The sequence below is a fragment of the Amycolatopsis sp. lyj-109 genome (assembly GCF_046548995.1).
In the GTDB taxonomy this organism is placed as follows: domain Bacteria; phylum Actinomycetota; class Actinomycetes; order Mycobacteriales; family Pseudonocardiaceae; genus Amycolatopsis.
In genome coordinates this window covers 87,440-110,896 of record NZ_JAJPWR010000027.1, presented here as the reverse complement: position 1 = coordinate 110,896, position 23,457 = coordinate 87,440, and the positions used below count along the sequence as shown (strand labels likewise).

Annotated in this window: 22 protein-coding genes and 2 tRNA genes; 17 read left to right on the top strand and 7 right to left on the bottom strand. The window is 69.9% G+C overall.

Going from position 1 to position 23,457, the window contains the following annotated elements; translation table 11 throughout:
• The first annotated feature begins 88 nt into the window (after window positions 1–88).
• Window positions 89–478 (top strand): RDD family protein, encoded by a 390-nt coding sequence (locus tag ACLJQF_RS40435; protein ID WP_410615595.1) that lies wholly within the window; start codon window positions 89–91, stop codon window positions 476–478.
• 140 nt (window positions 479–618) lie between these two features.
• On the opposite strand, the gene ACLJQF_RS40430 is transcribed toward ACLJQF_RS40435, so the two are convergent.
• Entirely contained in the window at window positions 619–1,347 is a 729-nt protein-coding gene (locus ACLJQF_RS40430; RefSeq protein ID WP_410615580.1) for a DUF4191 domain-containing protein, read from the bottom strand.
• Window positions 1,348–1,412: 65 nt separating this feature from the next.
• On the opposite strand from ACLJQF_RS40430, the gene ACLJQF_RS40425 reads away from it, so the two are divergent.
• The 6 genes from ACLJQF_RS40425 (at window position 1,413) to ACLJQF_RS40400 (ending at window position 6,169) form a co-directional block, all read left to right on the top strand.
• Window positions 1,413–3,497, top strand: a complete 2,085-nt coding sequence (locus ACLJQF_RS40425) for an ATP-dependent DNA helicase UvrD2 (RefSeq protein WP_410615579.1) — start codon at window positions 1,413–1,415, stop codon at window positions 3,495–3,497.
• 205 nt (window positions 3,498–3,702) lie between these two features.
• A complete protein-coding gene (locus ACLJQF_RS40420) occupies window positions 3,703–3,975 on the top strand; it encodes a hypothetical protein (protein ID WP_410615578.1) in 273 nt (90 codons plus the stop codon).
• 151 nt (window positions 3,976–4,126) lie between these two features.
• Window positions 4,127–4,483 carry a WhiB family transcriptional regulator gene (locus ACLJQF_RS40415; protein ID WP_410615577.1) on the top strand — a complete coding sequence of 119 codons (357 nt, stop codon included), beginning with the start codon at window positions 4,127–4,129 and terminating at the stop codon, window positions 4,481–4,483.
• Complete coding sequence (locus ACLJQF_RS40410) at window positions 4,480–4,734, top strand: hypothetical protein (RefSeq protein ID WP_410615576.1); 255 nt, start codon at window positions 4,480–4,482, stop codon at window positions 4,732–4,734. Before ACLJQF_RS40415 ends, ACLJQF_RS40410 begins: the two co-directional genes overlap by 4 nt.
• Before the next feature lie 386 nt (window positions 4,735–5,120).
• Window positions 5,121–5,987 (top strand): class I SAM-dependent methyltransferase, encoded by an 867-nt coding sequence (locus tag ACLJQF_RS40405; RefSeq protein WP_410615575.1) that lies wholly within the window; start codon window positions 5,121–5,123, stop codon window positions 5,985–5,987.
• Window positions 5,984–6,169 carry a hypothetical protein gene (locus ACLJQF_RS40400; RefSeq protein ID WP_410615574.1) on the top strand — a complete coding sequence of 62 codons (186 nt, stop codon included), beginning with the start codon at window positions 5,984–5,986 and terminating at the stop codon, window positions 6,167–6,169. Before ACLJQF_RS40405 ends, ACLJQF_RS40400 begins: the two co-directional genes overlap by 4 nt.
• A 33-nt stretch (window positions 6,170–6,202) precedes the next feature.
• On the opposite strand, the gene ACLJQF_RS40395 is transcribed toward ACLJQF_RS40400, so the two are convergent.
• The 3 genes from ACLJQF_RS40395 to ACLJQF_RS40385 all read right to left on the bottom strand — a co-directional run bounded on the left by ACLJQF_RS40395 (window position 6,203) and on the right by ACLJQF_RS40385 (window position 9,700).
• Complete coding sequence (locus tag ACLJQF_RS40395) at window positions 6,203–7,090, bottom strand: hypothetical protein (protein ID WP_410615594.1); 888 nt, start codon at window positions 7,088–7,090, stop codon at window positions 6,203–6,205.
• Window positions 7,091–7,252: 162 nt separating this feature from the next.
• Entirely contained in the window at window positions 7,253–8,593 is a 1,341-nt protein-coding gene (locus ACLJQF_RS40390) for an ABC1 kinase family protein (protein ID WP_410615573.1), read from the bottom strand.
• Between the two features lie 60 nt (window positions 8,594–8,653).
• A complete protein-coding gene (locus ACLJQF_RS40385) occupies window positions 8,654–9,700 on the bottom strand; it encodes a hypothetical protein (RefSeq protein WP_410615572.1) in 1,047 nt (348 codons plus the stop codon).
• Window positions 9,701–9,930: 230 nt separating this feature from the next.
• On the opposite strand from ACLJQF_RS40385, the gene ACLJQF_RS40380 reads away from it, so the two are divergent.
• Window positions 9,931–10,440: a M48 family metallopeptidase gene (locus ACLJQF_RS40380; protein ID WP_410615571.1), complete on the top strand. Its 510-nt coding sequence runs from the start codon at window positions 9,931–9,933 to the stop codon at window positions 10,438–10,440.
• A 131-nt stretch (window positions 10,441–10,571) separates the two neighbouring features.
• Here the strand turns inward: ACLJQF_RS40380 and ACLJQF_RS40375 are convergent, their stop codons facing one another.
• Window positions 10,572–11,936, bottom strand: a complete 1,365-nt coding sequence (locus tag ACLJQF_RS40375; RefSeq protein WP_410615570.1) for a zinc-dependent metalloprotease — start codon at window positions 11,934–11,936, stop codon at window positions 10,572–10,574.
• Window positions 11,937–12,127: 191 nt separating this feature from the next.
• On the opposite strand from ACLJQF_RS40375, the gene ACLJQF_RS40370 reads away from it, so the two are divergent.
• Window positions 12,128–13,132 carry a PDZ domain-containing protein gene (locus ACLJQF_RS40370; RefSeq protein WP_410615593.1) on the top strand — a complete coding sequence of 335 codons (1,005 nt, stop codon included), beginning with the start codon at window positions 12,128–12,130 and terminating at the stop codon, window positions 13,130–13,132.
• Window positions 13,133–13,346: 214 nt separating this feature from the next.
• Here ACLJQF_RS40370 and ACLJQF_RS40365 read toward each other — a convergent pair whose 3' ends face one another.
• Window positions 13,347–13,898, bottom strand: a complete 552-nt coding sequence (locus ACLJQF_RS40365) for a PPA1309 family protein (RefSeq protein ID WP_410615569.1) — start codon at window positions 13,896–13,898, stop codon at window positions 13,347–13,349.
• Window positions 13,899–14,047: 149 nt separating this feature from the next.
• Here ACLJQF_RS40365 and ACLJQF_RS40360 point away from each other — a divergent pair, with 149 nt between their 5' ends.
• Window positions 14,048–17,053, top strand: coding sequence for a UPF0182 family protein (locus ACLJQF_RS40360; RefSeq protein WP_410615568.1), 3,006 nt, complete (start codon window positions 14,048–14,050; stop codon window positions 17,051–17,053).
• 66 nt (window positions 17,054–17,119) lie between these two features.
• A tRNA-Met gene (locus ACLJQF_RS40355) sits at window positions 17,120–17,193 on the top strand.
• A 154-nt stretch (window positions 17,194–17,347) separates the two neighbouring features.
• Here ACLJQF_RS40355 and ACLJQF_RS40350 read toward each other — a convergent pair.
• Window positions 17,348–18,769 (bottom strand): FAD-dependent monooxygenase, encoded by a 1,422-nt coding sequence (locus ACLJQF_RS40350; RefSeq protein ID WP_410615567.1) that lies wholly within the window; start codon window positions 18,767–18,769, stop codon window positions 17,348–17,350.
• 94 nt (window positions 18,770–18,863) lie between these two features.
• Between ACLJQF_RS40350 and ACLJQF_RS40345 the strand changes: the two genes are divergently transcribed.
• From ACLJQF_RS40345 to ftsX, 6 genes are all read left to right on the top strand, one after another.
• Window positions 18,864–19,448 (top strand): TetR/AcrR family transcriptional regulator C-terminal domain-containing protein, encoded by a 585-nt coding sequence (locus tag ACLJQF_RS40345; protein ID WP_410615566.1) that lies wholly within the window; start codon window positions 18,864–18,866, stop codon window positions 19,446–19,448.
• 77 nt (window positions 19,449–19,525) lie between these two features.
• Window positions 19,526–19,599: transfer RNA gene (locus ACLJQF_RS40340), tRNA-Met, on the top strand.
• Between the two features lie 415 nt (window positions 19,600–20,014).
• Window positions 20,015–20,515 (top strand): PadR family transcriptional regulator, encoded by a 501-nt coding sequence (locus tag ACLJQF_RS40335; RefSeq protein WP_410615565.1) that lies wholly within the window; start codon window positions 20,015–20,017, stop codon window positions 20,513–20,515.
• Window positions 20,516–20,578: 63 nt separating this feature from the next.
• A complete protein-coding gene (gene prfB / locus ACLJQF_RS40330; protein ID WP_410615564.1) occupies window positions 20,579–21,682 on the top strand; it encodes a peptide chain release factor 2 in 1,104 nt (367 codons plus the stop codon).
• Window positions 21,683–21,793: 111 nt separating this feature from the next.
• Complete coding sequence (gene ftsE / locus ACLJQF_RS40325) at window positions 21,794–22,483, top strand: cell division ATP-binding protein FtsE (RefSeq protein WP_155544587.1); 690 nt, start codon at window positions 21,794–21,796, stop codon at window positions 22,481–22,483.
• A 60-nt stretch (window positions 22,484–22,543) separates the two neighbouring features.
• Complete coding sequence (ftsX, locus tag ACLJQF_RS40320; protein ID WP_410615563.1) at window positions 22,544–23,437, top strand: permease-like cell division protein FtsX; 894 nt, start codon at window positions 22,544–22,546, stop codon at window positions 23,435–23,437.
• Window positions 23,438–23,457 lie beyond the last annotated feature (20 nt).

Genomic DNA, 23,457 nt, shown 5'->3' with positions numbered 1-23,457 from the left:
ATGGACCGGTGAATGGCTACCCGGCACCGGCGACGGCGGTCAGGACACTGATCAGCACGGCTCGCGGTGGCCGGGCGAGAAGTTCGGTTTGCCCGAATCGGGCGTCGGCTCGGCGGCGAGCGGGGGCGCGCGGCTGCTCGGGCTGATCGTCGACCTGGTCGTCGCGGCCCTGGTCACGGCGATCTTCCTGCGCCCCAGCCTGCAGGACCCGGCCGTGATGCAGCAGTTCAACCTGTGGTCCGGCGGCGTGTGGGCGGTCATCTCGGTCATCTCGGCCGGGTTCTTCGGCTTCACCCCGGGGATGGCCGCCGTCGGCATCCGCGTGGCGCGCCTGGACGGCTCCGCGCTGGTCGGCCCACTGCGCGCGCTGGTCCGCGCCGCACTGACGTTCGTGCTCATCCCGGCGGCGGTCCGCAACGCCGACGGCCGCAGCTGGCTCGACCGGCTGACCGGCACCGTTGTCATCCGGATGCGCTGAACGCCGACGGCCGAGCGTCGCGAATGACTCATTCGGGACGTCCGGCGTCCCGAATGAGTCATTCGCGACAGGTCCGCCCCGCCGAGCGTGCACGAGAAAAGGCCCCGTCCGAGCGGACGGGGCCTTCGTCGTCGTGCGGGTCAGCGGCGGCGGATCGTCCGCTGGACGTTGCGCATCTTCGCGCCGGCCGGCATCGGGCCCTTCGGCAGTGCCGCGCCGCGGTTGCCGAGCGCGGCCAGCTTCGCTTCGAGCGCGTCGACCTGGGCCGGCTTGAGGTTGCGGGGCAGCTTCATCAGGTAGCCCTGGAGCTTCTTCAGCGGGAGCTGGCCCTCGTCGTGGCCGATCGTCACGTCGTAGATCGGCGTGTCGCCGATCAGGCGGGAGACGCGCTTCTTCTCCTGGGCGAGCAGGGTCTTCACGCGGTGCGGCGCGCCTTCGGCGACCAGCACGACGCCGGGGCCGCCGAGGACCCGGTGCACCGCGTCGAGCTGCGTCGTCGCCGCGACGGTCGGCGTCACCTTCCAGCGGCCGCGCAGGTTCTCCAGTGCCCACGCCGCGGCGCCGGGCTGGCCGTCGGCCTTCGAGTAGACCGTCTTCTGGACGCGCCGGCCGAAGATGATCATGGCGAGCAGGCCGCCGAGGATCAGGCCTAGCGGCAGCAGCACCCACTGCGCGTGGAAGAAGAACCCGACGCCGAACGCCACGCCGGCGACGACGACGATCGACCCGACCATCCACGGGATGAGCCAGGGGTCTTCCTTGCGCTGCATCTTGAAGGCCTCGAAGAGCTGGCCACGGCGTGCCTTGCTCGCCGCGCGCTTCTCCTTCTTGGCCTGCTTGGCCGCTTCCTTGTCCTGCTTACCCGCCATCTGACCAGGATACGGCCGCGTGCCCCTGCCCCGTTTCCCCGTCCCCCTCTGCGAGGATGCCGGACGTGACCGGCGTACTTTCACCCAGGAGCCTGAACCGTCTGCTCGATGGCCTCGACCCCGAGCAGCGCGCCGCCGCCAGTGCCCCGCGGGGGCCGGTCTGCGTGCTCGCCGGCGCGGGCACGGGCAAGACCCGCACGATCACGCACCGGATCGCCCACCTCGTCCGGTCCGGGCACGTTTCCGCCGGTCAGGTCCTCGCCGTCACCTTCACGACGCGCGCCGCGGGGGAGATGCGGACGCGGCTGCGCGGCCTCGGCGTCGACGCGGCGCAGGCACTGACGTTCCACGCCGCCGCCCGCCGCCAGCTGCGGTACTTCTGGCCGCGCGTGGTCGGCGACCGGCCGTGGGACCTGCTGGAGAACAAGTTCCGCTACGTCGGCCAGGCCGCGACCCGGGCCAAGCTCGGCACCGAGACCGAGGTCCTGCGCGACCTGGCGAGCGAGATCGAGTGGGCGAAGGCGTCGCTGATCAGCCCGGACGACTACCCGGCCGTCACCGCGCGCGCCCAGCGGGACATCCCGGCCCCGGCGGCGCAGGTCGCCGAGGTCTACCGCGCCTACGAAGAGCTGAAGAACGCCGCGCAGGTGCTCGACTTCGACGACCTCCTGCTGCACACGACGGCAGTGCTCGAAGAGCACGGCACCGTCGCCGAGGAGTTCCGGGACCGCTACCGCTGCTTCGTCGTCGACGAGTACCAGGACGTCACGCCGCTGCAGCAGCGCCTGCTCGACGCGTGGCTCGGGGGCCGCGACGACCTGACCGTCGTCGGCGACGCCAACCAGACCATCTACTCCTTCGGCGGCGCGTCGCCGCGGCCGCTGCTGGAGTTCACGCGGCGCTACCCGGACGCCACCGTCGTCCGCCTCGAGCGCGACTACCGGTCGACGCCCGAGGTCGTCTCGCTGGCCAACCGGGTGATCGGCGCGGCGCGCGGGCGGCCGGCGGGCTCGCGGCTGAAGCTGATCGGCCAGCGGCCGCCGGGGCCGGAGCCGCGCTTCGCCGAGTTCGACGACGAGGCGGTCGAGGCCGGGGCCGTCGCGCGCCGGGTGCGTGAGCTGCTCGACGGCGGCGTCTCGGCGAGCGAGATCGCGATCCTCTACCGGGTGAACGCCCAGTCCGAGGCCTACGAGTCGGCGCTGGCCGAGGCCGGCATCCCGTACCTGGTCCGCGGCGGCGAGCGGTTCTTCAACCGGACGGAGGTCCGGCAGGCGATGTCCGCGCTGCGGGCGGCGAGCGGTGAGGGCAGTTCCGACCTGGTCACGACGGTGCGTTCGGTGCTCGCGCGGGTCGGCCTGACCGAGTCGCCGCCCGCCGGCGGCGCGGCGAAGGAGCGCTGGGACGCGCTCCTGGCGATCGTCGAACTGGCCGAAGAGCTCGCTGCGGCGGTCGCGGACGCGGACCTGCCGCGCTTCAACGCCGAACTGGACCAGCGCGCGGCGGCCCAGCACCCGCCGACCGTGGAGGGCGTGACGCTGGCGTCACTGCACGCGGCGAAGGGCCTCGAGTGGGACGCGGTGTTCCTCGTCGGGCTCGCCGAGGGCACGATGCCGATCCTGCACGCCGGCGACGACGAAGCGGCGATCGAGGAGGAGCGGCGGCTGTTCTACGTCGGCGTCACCCGGGCCCGCGAGCACCTGTGGCTGTCCTGGGCGCTGGCCCGCACGCCGGGCGCGCGGCGCAACCGGCGGCGCAGCCGGTTCCTCTACGGCCTGGTCCCGGAGGACCACCCGGCCGCCAGGGCCGCACGCTCCCAGCAGAAGCCGGCGGCGACGGCCAAGACGCGCTGCCGCGTCTGCGGCGGACCGCTGCTGGAGACCCTCGACGTCAAACTGGGCCGCTGCGGGCGGTGCCCGTCCTCAGTGGATGAGGACCTGCTGGAGCGGCTGAAGTCGTGGCGCGCCGACCGGGCGCGCGAGCTCAAGGTGCCGACGTTCGTCGTCTTCACGGACGCGACGCTGACGGCCATCGCCGAGCAGCGCCCGGCCGACGAGGCGGCGCTGGTGTCGATCTCCGGCATCGGCGCGACGAAGCTCGAGCGCTTCGGTGCGGAGATCCTCGGCGTCGTCCGGGCGTCGACGGGGTCTTGACCGCGTCCGGACCATGATCGACGCGGCGAACCCGCTGCTCAGGGGCGATCTTCGTATCTTCGAGGATTTTCCCGTTAATTGAGTTGCCCCCGTGTGGTGCGGGGCAATAACCTGCCAGTACCGAGCCCGAAGGGCTCGACTGGGGATCTACTGAAGTGCCGCTCAGCGGCCGCGTGTGCAGAGTGCAGAAGGAGGTGCCGGTGAAATGACCATCAACATGACGCTCACGAACCCGGGCACCCGTCTGTCCTGCGCCGCGGAAGTTGCGGCTGCTCCGCGCCCGGGCACCGGTGTGTTCGCCGGTACCTCGCCCGTGAGCGCTCACGAGATCCGTGGCATGCGGCGCGTCTCGCGTCGCTGGACCACCGGTGTCGTCGTCTTCGGGACGCAGGGCGTTCTCGCCGCGTACCCGCAGGCCGATCTGCCGACCATCAAGCAGTTCCGTGTTCCGTTGTCGATACGGGAGCGAAGTTCCTGACCTAGTCAGGACACGAGGCTCACGAAGGCCGCGGAACCGGGAAACCCGGATCCGCGGCCTTCGTGCTTTTTGGCTGCACAACCCAAGAGGAACAGCGTTGCCCAGCTCCAGCTCTCAACCCAAATCCCGTACGGCACAAGGAGGAACCACCATGTCTTCGGCCATCGCCTACACCTCGGGTGAGGCAATATTCGCCGACCTGCTCGACCCGATCACCGTCCCCGACGTAGCTCTGCCCTGCCGTTCGGGCGACGCGGACCTGTGGTTCGCGGAGTCCCCGGCCGAGCTCGAGCGCGCCAAGGCGCAGTGCGCGGACTGCCCGGTCCGCGAGGCCTGCCTGGCCGGCGCCCTGGCCCGTCGCGAGCCTTGGGGCGTCTGGGGCGGCGAGATCTTCGAGCGCGGCGCGGTGATCGCGCGCAAGCGGCCCCGTGGCCGCCCGCGCAAGAACGCCGTCGTCGAGCCCGCCGCCGCCAAGGTCGGCAGCGAGCACCGGAGCGCCGCCGCATGAGCGTCGAACCGGTCACTACCAGGGATTACGAAGCTCACCCCCGCAGCGAGCAGCTGCAGTTGACGAAGACCGAGATCGAGGAGATCAGCGAGATGTTGCTTTACGAAGAACTGTCCAGGGCCCGAATACAGGACCTGGAGGAGGGGGTCCGCGCCCAGCGGGCCCGAGGTGGCGCGCGTGCTGCCCGCCGCTGGTCGCGAGTAGCCCGCTGGGCCGCTCGCCGGGCGGAGCGGTACCAGGACCAGAACTGAGCGACGACCTCTGCCGCCCCGAGAGGGGCGGCAGAGGTCGTCGTGCTTTGCCGCGCGGCTCGCGCTGCGCGGTCCGGGAGCGCGCCGCGATGAGTGGCGCGGTCTGGCGGGCAAGGCCGCGCTGAGGTGGTGCGCTGAGGTGGTGCTGGCTCGGGTGGGCGGTCGGATCGTGCCCGCCGCGGTGCGCTGAGGTGGTGCTGCTCGGGGGCGCAGTTGGTCCGTGGCCGCGGCGGTGCGCTGAAGTGGCGCTGCTCGGGGTGGGCGGTCGGATCGTGCCCGCCGGGGTGCGTGGTCGTGTCGGCGGTGTGGGTTCGGGCCTGGTCGTCTCCTTCGGGTGGTCTTGTTGCGAGGCGCTCCGAGGCGGGGCGCTGGTGTTGAATGGGGTGATGTCCGGACACACCCACGGCGACATCGACTGGGCGGACCGCCTGGCCCAGCTGCGCATGGCCGACGCCCTCGATGCCGAGGCGCTCGCGCCCGTTGCCCGGCGGCTTGTCGGCTCCGCGGCGGAGCGGCCGACCATCGTCGACGTCGGGTGCGGGGCCGGGGGGATGAGCGTGCACTTCGCGCGCGAACTCGCCCGCGGTGCCGGCGGCACCGTCGTGCTCTTCGACGCCACGCCGGCGCTGCTGGTCGAGGCCGAGCGAGTCGTTGCCGAGGTGGCCGGCGACTCCGTCGAGGTCGTCAGCCTGCTCGGGGACCTCACCGATCCCGCGCTGGCCGTGCCCGCCGCCGACCTGGTCTGGGCCTCCGGCGTCGTGCACCACCTCGGTGATCAGCAGGCCACCCTGCGGACGCTTGCCGGGCTGCTGCGGCCGGGCGGGGTGCTGGCCATCTCCGAAGGTGGGCTCGAGATGCGGTGCCTTCCGTGGGAGCTGGGCGTCGGCCGGCCCGGGCTGGAGCAGCGGCTGCTGGCCGCGCGAGGCTCGTGGTTCGAACGGATGCGTGCCGGGGTTCCGGGCAGCGTCGGCATGCCCTACGGCTGGCCGCGTGCGCTTCGCGAAGCCGGGCTCGAGGACGTCGAGTCGTTCGGTGCCCTCATCGACCACCCGATGCCGGGCTCGGACCTCCTTCGTGAGTACGTCGTGCAGCGCCTCGGGTGGTTGGCGGAGTCGGCCGGGGACTGGCTCGATGCCGACGACCTCGCCGCAGCCGCCGCACTGATCGACCCGCAGAGTCCGGACTTTCTCGGCCACCGGGACGATCTGTACCTGTTCGGTGCCAAGGCGATCCACTGTGGACGGTTGCGGTGAGCGCGCCGGAACCGGCGGCGTGCACCCGCTGCGGCCGGACTCGCGCCGCCGGCGACGACCCGGCTACGGCGCTCGCGTGGGTGTCCACCCGCGAGCGGGGCGTGCCGCGGTGGCTGTGCCCGGACTGCGCGCGCCGGCACGTGCGGGACATCGAGGGCAAGCTGCCGGACGAGTATTGGTGAGCACTCCATCCTCCTGACGGGTTGATGCGGGTATCAGGCGACATCTCCGGTGGGCGCCTGCGGAACCGCGCGGACCTTCGGGCGGGGTGACCTGGACGCGTCGCCGTACGCCCTGGCCAGCTCTTGCGCCACCTCCTGCGGGACCTGACGCAGCTGCCTGACCGTGCAACGGACCAGGACGATCCCCGTTGCCGCCAGGGCCAAGTGGCTGAAGCCGCCTCCAGGGCCCGGGGTGCAGCGGTACTGCCAGGCCAGGCCGATCTCGTCCCACCAGGCATCCGCCTCGCCGATGCGGCGGCCGCGGCGGTCGCAGATCGTCTGGTCCCAACTCGGCGACGGCAGCGGCACCCGGTCCAGGACGCGGGTGGCCAGGCCATGGGCCTGGATCGGGCCCTCGTCAAGTTCGCGCAGCACCTTGCGGACCGCCGCCGTGCCGCGCTGAGGGCCGACCTCGAGCTCCGCCAGCAGCTGACGGCGGTCGCACAGGCCCCAGTACAACGGCAGCGTCAGCAAGTGCCGGATGCGGGCCGGGTCGGGTACGGCCCGGGCCAGGTCCAGCGTCGCCCTCGCCGGCGGGGCGAACGGAAGGCCGTCGACCTGGACCGGGTCCGGTAACCGGGCCGTGCGCGCCAGGCGGACCCCCTCGCACGCCACCACCCGGCAGTGGTGGGGCACCAGCAGCTGGATCTCGCTCTCCGCCCGGCACTTCACGCCATGGGCCTGTAGGGCGTCGGCGCCGGTGATCACCACCCCGGGCCCGTAGCGCACGAGCGCGGCGTGCAGCTGCTGCTGCCGCGTCGGGGCGGTGTTGCGCAGCAGGACGACACCGGGGTGCAGGCGGCGCCACGGCCCTCCCGCGCCGCAGAGCCGCCGGGTTCTTCGGTCGGACACCCCGGCCTGGCGCAACTGTTCGAGGTTCATCACCTCGCCGGCCTCGGGATTACGAATGGTGAGCGGGTCGGTGCACTGAGTAGCAGTCATCTACCGAGCATGGCGGCTCGGCCAACCGGGTGGAACCCCCTCCACCGCGACTGTGGACAACTCGGCCGAATCCGTCCGTTCGAGGCCCCGCCTGTGGACAACTCAGGCGGCGAACCCGGGCTGCCAGCGCTCCACGATGCCGCGGGCCGGGATCTCCGCGTCGAGCTGGCAGAGGATGCCCGTCGACCCCGCCGTCACCCGGTGGATCATCAGGTACTCGGGCGGCAGGTTGAGCGAACGGCCGACCCGGAAGTCGTTGCCGCGGCTGTCGCCCACCCGCCCGGCCTGCTTCTGCATCCAGCGGCGGGTGAAGTGGAACGTCGGCGCCGCCAGCGGCTCGGTGAACGGCGCCAGGTAGGAGTGCACTTCTTCCGCGGTCAGATCGCTGTCCGGCCGGATGAACCGGTTCTCCCGCAGCAGGCGCATCAGCCCGGCGGACTCGCCGTCCAGAGCCAGGCGCGTCATCTCGCCCAGGTGGCGGGGGATGCCTTCGGGCAGCCGGGCCACGCCGCCGAAGTCGATGACGCACAGCCGTTCGTCGTCGGTGATCATGAAGTTGCCCGGGTGCGGGTCCGAGTGCAGCAGGTGGACGCGCTCCGGCGACGAGTAGTGGAACTCCGTCAGCAGCCGGCCCGCGAGGTTCCGGGTCTCGCGGTCGCCGTCCGCGATCACCTTCGACAACGGTGTGCCGTTCGCCCATTCCGTCACGACGACCTTCGGCGCGCTGGCCACCACCCGCGGCACCAGGATGCCGGGATCGCCGTCGAACGCCTTCGCGAAGGCGCGCTGGTGCTGGGCTTCGGCCTGGTAGTCGAGCTCCTCGTTCATCCGGTCGGAGAGCTCGGCCAGCAGCGGCTTGACCTCGGTGCCGGGCACGAACGCCTGAAACAGCCTGCTGAACCGCTGCAGCTGCCGCAGGTCGCTGCGCAGGGCCTCGTCGGCGCCCGGGTACTGCACCTTGACCGCGACCGCGCGGCCGTCGTGCCAGACCGCGCGGTGCACCTGGCCGATGCTCGCGGACGCCGCCGGCTCGTCGTCGAACGAGGCGAACCGGCTGGTCCAGGTGCGGCCCAGCTGCTCGGCGAGGACCCGGTGGGTCTGCCGGACCGACATCGGCGGCGCGGCGGCCTGCAGCTTCGTCAGCGCCTCGCGGTACGGCTTCGCCATGTCGTCCGGCACCGCCGCCTCGAACACGCTCAGCGCCTGGCCGAACTTCATCGCCCCGCCCTTGAGCGTGCCGAGCACCTCGAACAGCTGCTCGGCGGCCTTCGCCGACAGCGTCGCGTTCACCTGTTCCGCGCTCTGGCCCGCGAGCCGCTTGCCCCACCCGCCGACCGCCCGGCCGGCGATGCCGAGGGGGAGACTCGCGAGCTTGGCAGTACGGGCGGCACCCTTGCGCGGCATCGCGGTGTCACGATCGGCTGGGTCGCGGAAGTCGGTCACAACAGCGATTCTGCCTTGCGGCCTCGGCGGCGCGCAGCCTGCGAGCGACGGCAACCGCCACTACGTCTCCAGGATCACCTCCCGGGCGCCGCAGCGGCACCGCGGGTGCGGCGGCCAGCCCCGGTGGCGGATGCGGCCGTCGAAGGCATCGATTTCGAGGGTCGCGTTCCACGCCGGTGGGGCCGGCGCGCTGGGGGAGAGCAGCCGCATGGCCTGGGCGACGGCCAGCGACGCGCAGGACTGGACCGCGCCGAGATCGGGCCGCTGGTGCCGGCCGGCGAGCTGCCCGGCGACGCGCGGCCAGCACGGGTCGAGGTCCGTGCGGTGCAGGTCGGCGCACCGCAGGCAGGAGCTGCGGCCCGGCACGACCAGCGGCCCGACGATGCCCGTGCCGTCGCGGACGCGCGCCGCCAGGTGCGGGACGCTGTCGCCCATCAGCTCGGCGACCAGTTCGGGGGCCGGCACGACGGCGTCGGTGAGCAGGGCCAGGTCCGGATACCGGTCGTGCAAGCGGGTGACGCGGACCTCGGGATCGACCCGGCGGAGCAGGTCGGCGAGGGCGTGGCGCCGGGACCGGCCCAGGTCGGCGGCGGTTAAGCCGGAGCCGAGGTCGTGCTCGGTCACCGTGCCGGGCAGCTGCAGCTCGACGTGCCCGATGCCGGCGTTGGCCAGGAGCACGGCGGCCGCCACCGCCACCCGGCCGTCGCCATGCACCGAGACCGCGGCGACGCGGCGCCGGTCGGCCAGGGCCGCTTGGTGGTGCCGGGCACGCAGCGACCACAGGCCGGGCTCGCCGCGGAAGCCCGGGCCGTCGGGCCGGCCGGCGTCGGTGACCAGGCCGAGCGCGGTCAGCTGCCGCAGTAGCGTCCGGAGCTGGTCCCGGTGTTCGCTCTCCGCGAGCAGAAGCCGGTCGACGTGCTTGCTGCCGTCGAGCGCGCGCAGTTTGGCGAGGAGGTACGGGGAGAGGTTTTCGACGATCACGCCGTGGCGCGGATCGAGGCCGATCTGGATCTCGCGGGGGCCGCGTTCGAGCACGGTGAGGCCCGGGAGCAGGGCAGGGTGGGCCGGAAGGAGTACCGGTGGCATGTCCGCGGTGTCGAGGATCATGTCCGCAGGATCGCACCCGGTGGCGACCGGGAAGCCTCGGAAGGAGCCGGAACGGCCGAGTTGTCCACAAGTGGAACCGTCTGTGGACAACTCGGGTCTGTGACCTCAACGCACTCGGAGTTGTCGGTGCCTGGCCTTACCGTTGTCGGGTGGTCGAAGCACGGATGCCCTCACTGAGAGGCCGAGGGGACACGAACCCCTCCTCGGACACACCCGGACACAAGGTCGAAGTGCGGCGCAGCCAGCGCCGGCACCGGACGGTCACCGCGTATTGGAATGACGACACGCTCGTCGTGCTCATCCCCGCGCGGATGACCAGGGCGGAGGAGAAACACTGGGTTGCCGAGATGGAGCGCAAACTGCAGCGCTCGGAACCACGTCGGCCGGCGTCCCCGAAGACGTCGGACGAAGCCCTGCTGGCGCGCTGCGCGCTGCTGTCGGGCAAGTACCTGGCCGGCACCGCGGTGCCGGCGAGCGTCCGCTGGGTGCCGCCGATGCGCACGCGGTGGGCGTCCTGCACACCGGTCGACGCGACCATCCGGGTCAGCGACCGGCTGCGGAAGGTGCCTGCGTGGGTGCTGGACTACGTGCTGGTGCACGAGCTGGCGCACCTGCGGGAGCCGGGGCACGACGCGGCCTTCTGGGCGCTGGTGCAGCGGTATCCGAAGACGGAACGGGCGATCGGGTACCTGGAGGGATTGTCCGCCGCGGCCGGGTGGGGGATCTCCACCGAGGACTGAGCGGGTGATCGTGGCCGGGGTGGCCCGCCTTCGATGGGTCGCCCCGGCTCCTTCGGGGAGTGCTCTTAAAGCCGGACGTGCGGAAGGCCGGCGACCCGCCACCGCGGGGCACCGGCCTTCCGGGACTCGGCTCAGGACTGCTTGCCGTCCTCGTCCGAGGGCGGCTCGTTCTTCTCGCGCTCCGAACGCTCGGCCCGCTCCGTGCGCTCCAGCTCGGCGATCGGGTCCAGATCGTCGATCGATCCCGCTTGGCCCACTCGGTCCGCGAAGTCGATCGGCTCGTCCAGGTCCTCCGCCGTCGGCATCAGGTCCGGGTGGGACCACAGGCCGTCGCGCTTCTGGGCTCCGTGACGGTCGCCCACCAGCTTCCACAGGTTCGATGCGTCCCTCATGCGGCGGGGGCGCAGCTCCAGGCCGACCAGGGTGGCGAACGTCTGCTCGGCCGGGCCGCCCGTGGCGCGGCGGCGGCGCAGCGTCTCGCGCAGTGCGTCCGCTCCCGGCAGCCGGTCACCCACCGCTTCGGCCACCACCACGTCGACCCAGCCTTCGACCAGAGCCAGCAGCGTCTCCAAGCGCCTCAGCGCCGCCTTCTGCTCCTCCGTGGTCTGGGGCTCCAGCAGCCCCGAGGACATCGCCTCTTCGATGCTCGCCGGGTTCGCCGGGTCGATCTGGCCGGCCAGGGACTCCAGGGCCGACGTGTCCACCGAAATGCCGTGGGCGAACTCCTCGACCGTCGCCAGCAGGCGCTGCCGCAGCCACGGCACGTGCGTGAACAGGCGCTGGTGAGCCGCCTCGCGGGCCGCCAGGAACACCAGGATCTCGCTGTTCGGCAGCTCGAGGCCCTCGGCGAACTTCTCGATGTTCGCCGGCAGCAGGGCCGAGGTACCGGCCGGGGCCAGGGGCAGGCCGATCTCCGTCGAGGTCAGCATCTCCGAGGCCAGCTGGGCCAGTGCGTTGCCGAGCTGGGAGCCGAAGGCCATCCCGCCCATCTGCCCCATCATCTGGAGCAGCGGGCCCGCGGCCTGCTTGGCCTCCTCCGGCAGGGCCTCCATCCAGGCGCCCGAGACCCGCTGGGCCACCGGGTCGCACAGCCGCTGCCACGTCGGGAGCGTCTTCTCCACCCAGGACCGCGGTGACCAGGCGACCGTCGACGTCGCGCCGGCCGGGAACTCCGTTGCCGCGTCGAGCCAGAGCTCGGCCAGGTGGGCCGCGTCGCGGACCGCCGCGTTCGCGTCGTCGCCACCTCGGAAGCCGAGCTTGCTTTCGCCGGTGTTGCCCTCGCTGCCGAGGGTCTGCAGGGCGATCTGCTTGGCGAGGTCGTAGTTCACCGGCCCGCTGGAGGTGCCCGCCTGGCTGAGCATCTGGCCCAGCTGGCTCAGCATCTGCCCGAGCTGGTTGAAGGCCTCGGCGCCGGACTGCTGCCCGCCTTCCGAGGGGTCGTTCTCACCTCGTTTGTCGGGATCGGAAGGTCCGAAGCCGAACGGGGGTTTACTCATGTGTCCACCGTACGCGGATCGAGGCCCGTCGAGCGCGTCAACCGTGGCCTTCACCGGGAAGCGAACGCGGTCACCGTACGCTGTCGGTCGTGACCAAGTCCTCCGAGGAGACCGCCCCCGCGAAGAGCGCCCCGGAACCGGCGCCGGAGCCGGCCGGCGAGGCCCGCCGGATGACCCGCCGGGGCTGGACGCTGGTGGTCAGCGGCTCGCTGTTCCTGATCTTCGTCGTGCTCGGCTCGGTCGTGCCGGTGCCGTTCGTCGCGATCAGTCCGGGCCCGACCTACGACACGCTGGGTCGCGACGCGGCGGGCAACCCGGTCATCCAGGTCGCCGGGCACGAGACCCACCAGACCACCGGCGAGCTGCGGATGACGACCGTCTCCCTGCACGACGGCGTCACCCTCTTCCAGGGCCTCGGCTTCTGGGCGAGCGGCCGGTTCGCGCTGGCTCCGCGCGAGGAGTACTTCAAGCCGGGTGAGACCAACGAGCAGGTCAAGCAGGAGAACATCCAGCAGCTGCAGGACTCGCAGACGAACGCCCAGGTCGCCGCCCTGCGCAAGCTCGGCAACCCGATCAAGGTGGTGGCGAAGCAGATCGTCTCCGGCAGCCCCGCCGACCACGTGCTCTCGCCCGGCGACAAGCTGATCACCGTCAACGGCAAGAAGATCGTCGAGGCCGCCGACGTGCGGGCCGCGCTCGCCGGCACCCTGCCCGGCCAGACCGTCCAGATCACCTTCCAGTCCGACGGCCGGCCCGAGCGGACCGTGCCGCTCACCCTCGCCGCGCGCCCCGACCGCAAGGAAGGCTTCATCGGCCTCACCGCGGTCGACCGCGCCGACGTGCCGTTCACCGTCAACATCTCCCTGCAGGACGTCGGCGGCCCGTCGGCCGGGCTGATGTTCACCCTCGCCATCATCGACCGGCTCAAGGGCGACGACATCGCGGGCGGGCGGCACATCGCCGGCACCGGCGAGATCACCGAGACCGGCGAGGTCGGCCCGATCGGGGGGATCTCCTTCAAGGTCGTCGGCGCCCGCGAAGCCGGCGCCACCGACTTCCTGGTGCCCGCGCACAACTGCGCCGAGGCCAAGACCACCGCGCCCGCCGGCCTGAACCTCATCAAGGTGTCCACACTGGACGACGCGCTCGCCCAGCTGGCCAACCTGAAGGCGGGACGGCCGACGGTCGGCTGCTAGTACTACCGGGACACTTGTGTGCGTGACCTGGGGAAACAAGGTCACCGTTTGCCGTGGCTGGTGGTCGTGAGTGGTAATTCGGGTTCTAACCCGAATTACCACTCACGACCAGCTGCGGCAGATCGGCGTCCAGGATTGTCCTGGCAGGCTGTCTTCGGCCGCACCGGGCAAAGATCTCGCCCTGCAGTACTAGTACTCCAGGCCTGGACGGTGACTAGGGCAGCAGCGTGGCCTTCAACGCTTCGACCAGATTCGGGGCGAGCTCGGGGCTTTCCACGATCTCGTCCATGGACTCGTCCGTGCCTTCGGCCGTGCCGATCCCGCGCAGCCGCATCACGCACGCGCCCTCCCCGTCACGCACGACGGCCGCGACCAGCCGGGCCTCCGTGCGCTGCGGGTGGTCGGCGGCCGCGCGGCGGAGGCTGTCGGCGTCCGCCTCGGCGACGTCCGGCAGCTCCGACTCCGACCCCGGGGGCAGCACGATGATCTCCTGGGCCAAGGCGCACCCGATGACCAGATCCGGCCACGCGATCCGGCCCAGCGCCTCGGCCAGGTCGCCCTCGGGCAGCGCTTCCTGGGCCACCGGGGTCAGCGGGTTCGCCCGGTCGAGCTGCCCGGCCAGCTCCGGCTGCTCGTCCAGCAGCGCCGCCGTCGGCACCAGCGCGAACAGCTGCGGCGGCTGGTCCCAGCCACCCGCGGCCATGAACTCCTCGATTTCACGGGCGAGCGCGGCCACGCCGGCCTGTCGCGCTTCGTTCGCTGCCATGCGCACATCGTGTCAGGTCGGCCGGTGCCACGACGCCGCGAGTCCGCTTTGGGCGGGTCCCGGGAACTTCACCGGGCATCCGTAGAGTTAGGGAATCAGGGGGCGCACGCGCCCCTGCTCAAGTATTGACGAAGACAGGAGCGTGTGCCGTGGCGACTCGGCCCCCGGTGAGCCTGCCGAAGCTGTCCCGGCGGAGCCGGATCCTCCTCATCATCGCCGCGGTGATCGTGCTGGCGCTGTTGCTCGGGGCCCGTCTCCTCGACACGTACGTCGACTGGCTGTGGTTCGGCGAAGTCGGTGCGCGCGGCGTGTTCACCACCCAGGTGATCACCCGGATCATCCTCTTCTTCGCCGTCGGGCTGCTCGTCGGCGGCGCGCTGGCGATCAGCCTGATGATCGCCTACCGGACGCGCCCGGTGTTCGTGCCGATCTCCGGCGCCGACGACCCGCTGGCGCGCTACCGCTCGGCGATCGTCGCCCGGATCCGCCTCTTCGGCGTCGGCATCCCGGTGCTCACCGGCCTCATCGCCGGCCTGTCCGCCCAGGGCGACTGGCAGGTCGTGCAGCTGTTCCTCAACGGCACATCGTTCGGCCAGACCGACCCCGAGTTCGGCAAGGACGTCGGCTTCTACGCCTTCGACCTGCCGTTCTTCAACTGGCTGCTCGGCTGGCTGTTCATCACCGTCGTGATCTCCTTCTTCGGCGCGCTGATCTCCCACTACGTCTTCGGCGGCATCCGGCTGGCCGGCAAGGGCGGCCAGCTCGCCGGCCCGACCCGCGCGCAGCTCGCCATCACCGTCGGCCTCTTCGTGCTGCTGAAGGCGGTCGAGTACTTCTTCGACCGCTACAACCTGCTGCTGTCCGACCGCGGCATGCCGCTGTTCGTCGGCGCCACCTACACCGACCTCAACGCGGTGCTGCCCGCCAAGCTGATCCTGCTGTGCATCTCGACGATCTGCGCGATCGCGTTCTTCGCCGGTGCTTTCCTGCGCAACCTGCAGCTGCCGGCCATTTCGCTCGTGCTGCTGATCCTCTCCGGCATCCTGGTCGGCGTCGCCTGGCCCGCCATCCTCGACCAGTTCTCGGTGAAGCCGAACGCGAACGAGAAGGAAGCGGCGTCCATCCAGCGCAACATGGACGCCACCCGCCGCGCCTACGGCCTCACCGACGTCCAGTACCAGCCCTACACCGGCAAGTCGGACGCCACCCCGGATCAGATCAAGAGCGACAACGGGACGATGTCGAACATCCGGCTGCTCGACCCGAACATCCTCTCCGACACCTTCACCCAGCGCGTCGGCCGCGAGAACTTCTACGGCTTCCCGGCCAAGCTGGACATCGACCGCTACACCGTCGGCGGCGTGACGCAGGACTACATCGTCGCGGCCAAGGAGATCAAGACCGAGGGCCTCACCGGCAACCAGACCAGCTGGATCAACAAGCACCTCGTCTACACCCACGGCAACGGCTTCGTCGTCGCGCCCGCCAACACCATCGACCGCGCGGTCAAGGACGCCAACTCCGACGGCGGCTACCCGATCGCCACCACCAGCGACACGCAGAACCCCGCCGGCGCCGGCGCGCCCGCCACCGGCCAGTCCGGCATCCAGGTCAAGGAACCCCGCATCTACTACGGCGAGCTGTCCGCCGCGGAATCCGACTACGCCATCGTCGGCGGCACCTCCGGCAACGCGCCCGGCGAGTACGACACCGCGACCGACCGCTACACCTACCAGGGCACCGGCGGCGTCCCGATCGACAACTGGTTCAACCGCCTCGCCTTCGCCGCCGAGTACGGCGAACGGAACATCCTGTTCTCCGACGCCATCGGCGACAACTCCAAGATCATGTACAACCGCGACCCGCGCGACCGCGTCAGCAAGATCGCGCCGTGGCTGACCCTCGACGGCGACCCGTACCCGGCAGTCGTCGACGGCAAGATCCAGTGGATCATCGACGGCTACACCACGCTCAACAACTTCCCGTACGCCCAGCAGACCCAGCTCGGCGCGGCCACGAACGACTCCCTCAACGGCGTCGCCCGTCAGGCCAACAGCTCCATCAACTACATCCGCAACTCGGTCAAGGCCACCGTCGACGCCTTCAACGGCACCGTCACGCTGTACTCGATCGACGACAAGGAACCGGTCCTCAACGCCTGGGAGAAGGTCTTCCCCGGGCTCGTGAAGCCCAGCTCCGAGATCTCCCCGGACCTGCGGGCCCACTTCCGCTACCCCGAGGACCTCTTCAAGATCCAGCGTGAACTGCTGTCGCGCTACCACGTCAGCAACCCGCAGGAGTTCTACTCACAGCAGGCCTTCTGGAGCGTCCCGCAGGACCCGACCGCCGAGGGCGGCTCCAACCCGGCCGCGGCCGGCGCGGCCAACCAGCCCGGCTACTACGTCCTCGCCGACACCCCGGGCCAGACCAAACCGACGTTCCAGCTGACCAGCTCCCTGACCGGCCTCCAGCGCCAGTACCTGGCGTCCTGGATGTCGGTGTCCTCCGACCCCGCCGACTACGGCAAGATCCGCGTGCTCCAGCTACCCAGCGCAGCCACCGGAGCCACCCAGGTCGACGGCCCCGTCCAGGTCCAGAACCGGTTCCAAAGCGACTCCCGCGTCGCCCAAGACCGCACCCTCTTCAACAACCCCAACGTCACCCCCATCTACGGCAACCTGATCACGCTCCCGGTCGCCGACGGCTTCCTCTACGTCGAACCCGTCTACATCCGGCAGCGCAACCAGAACAGCTACCCGCAGCTGGCCCGCGTCCTCGTCTCCTACGGACCCAAGGTCGGCTACGGCGCCACCCTCCAGGAAGCACTCGACCAGGTCTTCGGCGCCGGCACCGGCGAAGCCACCACCACACCGCCCCAAGCCGGGCAGCCGACGACCAACCCGCCGACATCCACGAACCCGACCACCACCACCCCGCCCGCCAACAGCGGCGGCGGCAACGCGGCCCTCGACCGGGCAGTCGCCGACATCCAGTCGGCCATCGCCAAACTCAAAGCCGCCCAGCAATCCGGCAACTTCACCGACCAAGGCGCCGCGCTCGCAGCCCTCGACGCGGCGGCCCGGGCCTACGAAGCAGCCAAGACCGCAGCCCCCGGCACCAGCACCACACCCCCCAGCACCCAGCCCGGAGGGTGACGTCCGCAACGAAACGGCACCTGCTTTGCACCCGCCCGAAAGGCAGGCGTAAGGTAGGTGCCACGACGCGGGGTGGAGCAGCTCGGTAGCTCGCTGGGCTCATAACCCAGAGGTCGCAGGTTCAAATCCTGTCCCCGCTACAGAGGTCGGAGGCGTGTGCTCGCGGAATGCGCGAGCCACGCCTCTTTCGCATTGTCCTGGGGGTCGAACCCCCAGACCCCCGCCAGGGGGGCTTCGCCGCCCCTGGACCCCCCGGTGGGTGGTTGCGTTGGTGGGTGAGCCAGCCCTTTGTTGTCAGGTGAGCCAGGCTTCTGTTGCTCCCGTTGTGTTCGCTATGTAGCCGTCTGGGCGGACCAGGATTTTGTTCAGGTCTGGGTGGGGGAGTTCTTTGACCTCGGCTACGACTACCTCTGTGTGGGGGGTTGGGGTTGGGGTTTTTGTTAGGAGGACCCACTTTCCTTTGTGGAATAGGGTGCTTGCGTGGTCTCCGTTCGGCAATGGGAAATCTGGGAGGCGGGTTCCTGTTGCTGGGTGGGGGTCCTCTGTTTTGTACGTGATGTTGAGGCCTGAGGTCAGGCCTGATAGGTGGTGTTGGACCTCGGGGAGGGCTGTTAGGTCTCGGAAGAGGGCTCTCAGGGCCAGTTGGTTTGGGGTTGTGGGGATCAGGGCGTTCTGGGCCGCTATGTTGCTCAGGACTTGGCTCGCCACTGTGCGGCGCTCTTGCTCGTAGGTGTCCAAGAGTGTTGGGGTTGCTTGGTTTTTGACTGTTGCGGCCAGTTTCCAGCCTAGGTTCATTGCGTCCTGGATTCCGAGGTTGAGGCCCTGGCCTCCTGCTGGGAAGTGGGTGTGGGCTGCGTCTCCTGCCAGGAGGACTCGGTCTACCTTGTAGTTGGCGGCCAAGCGGCTGTCGTCTGAGAAGCGGGATGCCCAGCGGATCTCCGTGATCTCCGCTTCGGGACCGAAGCGTTCGGTTACTGCTTCGCGGACCTCTTCCGGGGTTACCGGTTCCCGGAGGTTCTTGGGGCGGTTCAGGCGGTCTCCGAAAGTGATGCGGTACAAGTTCGGCTCGGGCAAGGGGATCACCCCGATGAACTTGCCCGGGCTCTGCGACGTCACCATGTTGGTCATCGAACGCCACTGCGTCGGCGCGCCCGGTGGCGTCTTCTTGAACAGGACGTCCGCTGCCACGCCGTGGCCCTGCCCCTCGATGCCTTCGAACGGCATCTTCAGCGCCTTGCGCACTGAGCTGCGGCCGCCGTCGCACCCCACCAGGTAAGCCGCCCGGATGTGCAGGTTGCCTGCCGTGATCGTGACGCCGTCCGCGTCCTGTACGAAACTCGTGAGCTCGTGGCCTCGCCTCACCCGGACACCCTGCTCCGCCAGGCGCTCCTCCAAGGCCGCTTCGACCTCCGCCTGGGGAATCCCCAGCTGGTAGGGGTGACGAGTGTTCCAGCCCGTGTAGGGCACCGGGATCACCGCGAAGTGTCCGTCCGCGACAGTCGCGAACGAGCGGTCCTGCGCGCGGGGCAGCAAACCCCGCAGATCCAGGACTTCCGCCGTGCGTGGCTGAAGGTTCAGGGCCTTCGACAGACCCGTTCGCTCGTGCATCCGCTCGAGCACCAGAACGTCCACTCCGGCCAGTGCCAGCTCGTTCGCCAGCATCAGCCCCGTCGGGCCCGCGCCGGCGACCACCACCTGCGCTGTCAGCTCTTGCATCCCCAGCTCCTTAACAACGTTAAATTGACCTGGCCCCAGGATGCCCTTAACATCGTTAAGGTGTCAAGCGTGATCGTGAGGAGCAGTGCGGAATATGGCTCTGACCAGGGAGAACATTGCTCGATCCGGGCTGAAGCTGCTCAACGAGGTCGGGCTCAACGGGCTTACGCTGCGGCTGATCGCCGGTGATCTCGGCGTCAAGGCGCCCGCGCTGTACTGGCACATGAAGAACAAGCAGGAGCTGCTCGACGAGATGGCGACGCAGATGTACCGGGACTCCGCGGACGATCGGCGGCCGCCGGCGTCGCTGGGGGAGTGGGAGGGCGCCGCGCACAGTGCCCGTGCGCTGCGCCGGATGATGCTCGCCTATCGCGACGGCGGGAAGGTCTTCGCCGGTACCTACCTCGGCGATACGAGCCTGGTCGGCGAACATCCGCTGCGCCGGAGCATCGAAGCCGGGCTCGACGAGCGGCGGGCCAGCCGGGCGACGTTCACCGTCTACTGCTTCGTTATCGGCTACGTGATCGAGGAGCAGGCCGTGCGGCCCATGCCGGGCGAGTTCGATGAGCGGTACCGCGAGTCGGCGGGGGAGGCGGTGCTCGGTGACGCCGACGCGCGGTTCGACGATGGGCTGGCCATGGTCCTCAGTGGAGCCCGTCAGTGGCTCCAGACCACGTAACGGCTGGTCAGGGCGTTTGGGTACCCCGGTGAAAACCCGCTCGCAACCCCGTGTAATCTATTCAAGTACCACAACGGCGCGGGGTGGAGCAGCTCGGTAGCTCGCTGGGCTCATAACCCAGAGGTCGCAGGTTCAAATCCTGTCCCCGCTACAGAGGTCAGAGGCCTGTGTTCGCAGAATACGCGAACACAGGCCTCTTTCGCGTTGTAATGGGGGTCGAACCCCCAAACCCCCGCCAAAGGGGCTCCGCCCCCTTGGATCCCCCGCGGTGGGCACCTTTTGCTACGAATCTCGCGATGTGGGTGCCGGTGCCGGGTGGTTGCGGAGTGTGTCCGCGGTGCGCCAAGCCGGGGAGTACCGCCCGTCGAACTCACCTGGCTGGAGGTGCCGGGGCTGTTCGCATGCGTCTGGTTGGACCAAAATCGGCTGGGAGCGGTTGCAGAGCGTATTCAGGTCCACAGTGGACCCGCTCGCATTGGGCCGAACGAGGGGATCTCACTAGCCACAATGGACAGATCCGCTGACCACTGTGGACACAGCGGCCGATAAGTGGGAATCTAGGGGGCGTGTCCGAATTGAATGCAACAGCCGCCGCCCTGCTCGGTCTGCTCCACGACGGTCCCGCCACCGGCGGGCAGCTCGTCGCGGGAGCGGGTGAGCGATTCGGCGCCTTCTTCAGCGTCACCCGCAGCCAGGTGTACCGGGAGCTCCCGGCGCTGTCCAAAGAAGGTCTCGTCCGGCTCGGCAAGCAGGGCCCGCGCTCCAGCCAGCAGTACCTGATCACCGCCGCCGGCAAGAAGGCCTTCAAGGCCTGGCTGACCTCCGATGCCGGCCCCGACCACCTGCGCAGCCCGCTCATCCTGCGGCTCGTGCACGCGGGGTCACTGACGGCGAAGCAGCGCCAGTCGCTGCTCGAGTCGGCCCGCACGAGCTACAGCCAGCAGCTCGACGACGCGAAGGCGGCCACCAAGGCGGCCGACGGGCCGTACGAGAAGGCCGTCGCCGAGTTCGCCCAGGCGCAGGCCAAGGCCGCTCTCAAGCTGCTCGACGCCATCCCCGCGGCCTGAGGTTCGCGCGCCCACGACCGGTCCTCGCAACCGGTCGTGGGTTTTGCCGTAACCTTGACAAACGTGAGTGATGAGTTCGACGCGGCACTGAGGGACCTGACCGGCAAGCTGACGCAGATCGAGTCGGTGATGGATCTGGATGCCCTGCGCGCCCAGGTGGCCGACCTGGAACAGCAGGCATCGAGCCCCAACCTCTGGGACGACCCGGAGGCGGCGCAGAAGGTCACCAGCCAGCTGTCCCACCGGCAGGCCGAGCTGCGCCGGGTCGGCGAGCTGCGCCAGCGGCTCGACGACCTCGGAGTGCTGTACGAGCTCGCCGGGGACGAGGGCGACGCCGGCAGCATGGGCGAGGCCGAGGGTGAGCTGACCGAACTGGGCAAGGCCATCGACGGCCTCGAGGTCCGCACCCTGCTCTCCGGCGAGTACGACGACCGCAACGCCGTCGTCACCATCCGCTCCGAGGCCGGCGGCGTCGACGCGGCCGACTTCGCCGAGATGCTGCTCCGCATGTACATGCGCTGGGCCGAGCGCCACGGCTACCCGACCGACGTCTACGACATCTCCTACGCCGAGGAAGCGGGCATCAAGTCGGCGACGTTCAAGGTGACCGCCCCCTACGTCTACGGCACCCTCTCGGTCGAGCAGGGCACCCACCGGCTCGTCCGGATCTCGCCGTTCGACAACCAGGGCCGCCGTCAGACGTCGTTCGCGCACGTCGAGGTGCTGCCCGAGGTCGAAGAGGTCGACCACGTCGACATCGCCGAGAAGGACATCCGGGTCGACGTCTACCGCTCGTCCGGCCCCGGCGGTCAGAGCGTCAACACGACCGACTCCGCGGTGCGCATCACACACCTGCCGACCGGCATCGTCGTCTCCTGCCAGAACGAGAAGTCGCAGCTGCAGAACAAGGCCGCCGCGCTGAAGGTCCTGCAGGCCCGCCTGATGCTGCGCAAGAAGGAAGAGGAGCGCGCCGAGATGGACGCGCTCAAGGACGGCGGCTCCAGCTGGGGCAACCAGATGCGTTCCTACGTGCTGCACCCGTACCAGATGGTCAAGGACCTGCGGACCGAGTTCGAGGTCGGCAACCCGTCGGCGGTGCTCGACGGCGACATCGACGGCTTCCTCGACGCCGGCATCCGCTGGCGGAAGCAGACCGCGGCCGTCTAACGGAGCAGGGGGTGTTTGCGCGACCGCTCACCGTACGCAAACACCCGCTGCTCCACCCGGGTGGACCGGGCAACCGGGGCTTCACGAGACCGGTGGGTAGTATGCCGAATCGTGATCCGGCTCGAAGAGGTTTCCAAGGTCTACAAGACCTCGACGCGGCCCGCGCTCGAGCGGGTGTCCGTCGACATCGAAAAGGGTGAGTTCGTCTTCCTCATCGGTCCCTCGGGATCGGGGAAGTCGACCTTCCTCCGGCTGCTGCTGCGCGAAGAGACGCCCAGCAAGGGCCGCGTGATGGTGTCCAACTTCGACGTCGCCAAGCTGGCCCGCCGCCGGGTCCCCCGCCTGCGGCAGACCATCGGCTGCGTCTTCCAGGACTTCCGCCTGCTGGCGAACAAGACCGTCGCGGAAAACGTCGCGTTCGCCCTCGAGGTCATCGGCAAGCCGGGCCCGACCATCAAGAAGGTCGTCCCCGAGGTGCTGGAGCTCGTCGGCCTCGACGGCAAGGCCGACCGGCTCCCCAACGAGCTCTCCGGTGGTGAGCAGCAGCGCGTCGCGATCGCGCGCGCGTTCGTGAACCGCCCGCTGGTGCTGCTCGCCGACGAACCGACGGGGAACCTGGACCCCGACACCAGCCAGGACATCATGCTGCTGCTGGAGCGGATCAACCGCACCGGCACCACCGTCCTGATGGCCACTCACGACCACGGCATTGTGGACTCCATGCGGCGCCGAGTCGTCGAGCTCCAGCTCGGCCGGGTGATCCGCGACGACGCCCGCGGCGTCTACGGGATCGGTCGCTGACCACGTTCCCGTAGCAACGCAGCCCCTCAACGACCCCGACCCCAAGGACCTGCACCCGCCATGCGCGCCAGTTTCGTCTTCAGTGAGGTAGTCACCGGCCTGCGCCGGAACGTCACGATGACCATCGCGATGATGCTGACCACCGCCGTGTCGCTCGCCATGCTCGGCGGTGGCCTCCTCGCCGTGCGGACCATCGACAAGATGAAGTCCAACTTCCTCGCCGACGTCGAGGTTTCGGTCTACCTCACCGACGACATCAGCGCGACCGACAAGAACTGCACGCAGGCGCTGTGCCAGTCGCTGCGGACCTCGCTGCAGAGCAACAACGGCGTCGAGTCGGTCGTGTTCGAGAACCGCGACCAGGCGTTCGACCGGTTCAAGAAGATCTTCGAGAGCCAGCCGGAGCTGATCGCGCTCACCGGTCCCGAGTCGCTGCCCGCTTCGCTGCACGTGAAGCTGAAGGACCCGGACCGCAGCGACTCGATCGTGCAGGAGTACGCTAACAAGCCGGGCGTGCGGAAGGTCGACGACCAGAAGAAGTTCCTCGACCGCGTCTTCAACGCCTTCAACGGCGTCCGCAACATGGCCTTCGGTGCCGCGCTCATCATGGCCATCGCCGCGCTGCTGCTGATCGCCAACACGATCCAGGTGTCGGCGTTCACCCGCCGCACCGAGGTCGGCATCATGCGGCTGGTCGGCGCGACGCGGTGGTACACACAGCTGCCGTTCCTCCTGGAGGCGGTGGTCGCCGGCGCGGTCGGTGCGATCCTCGGGATCATCATGCTGGTCCTGACCAAGGTGAGCTTCCTCGACGCGGTGTTCACCGGCGACGTCTTCCCGAAGATCACCACACTGGAACTGCTGTTCCCGGTCGCGCCGATCCTGCTCGGGGTGTCCGTGGTGATCTCCGCCATCACCGGTTACGTCACGCTGCGGCTGTACGTCCGGCACTAGTCTTAACCGGCTGCTGACAG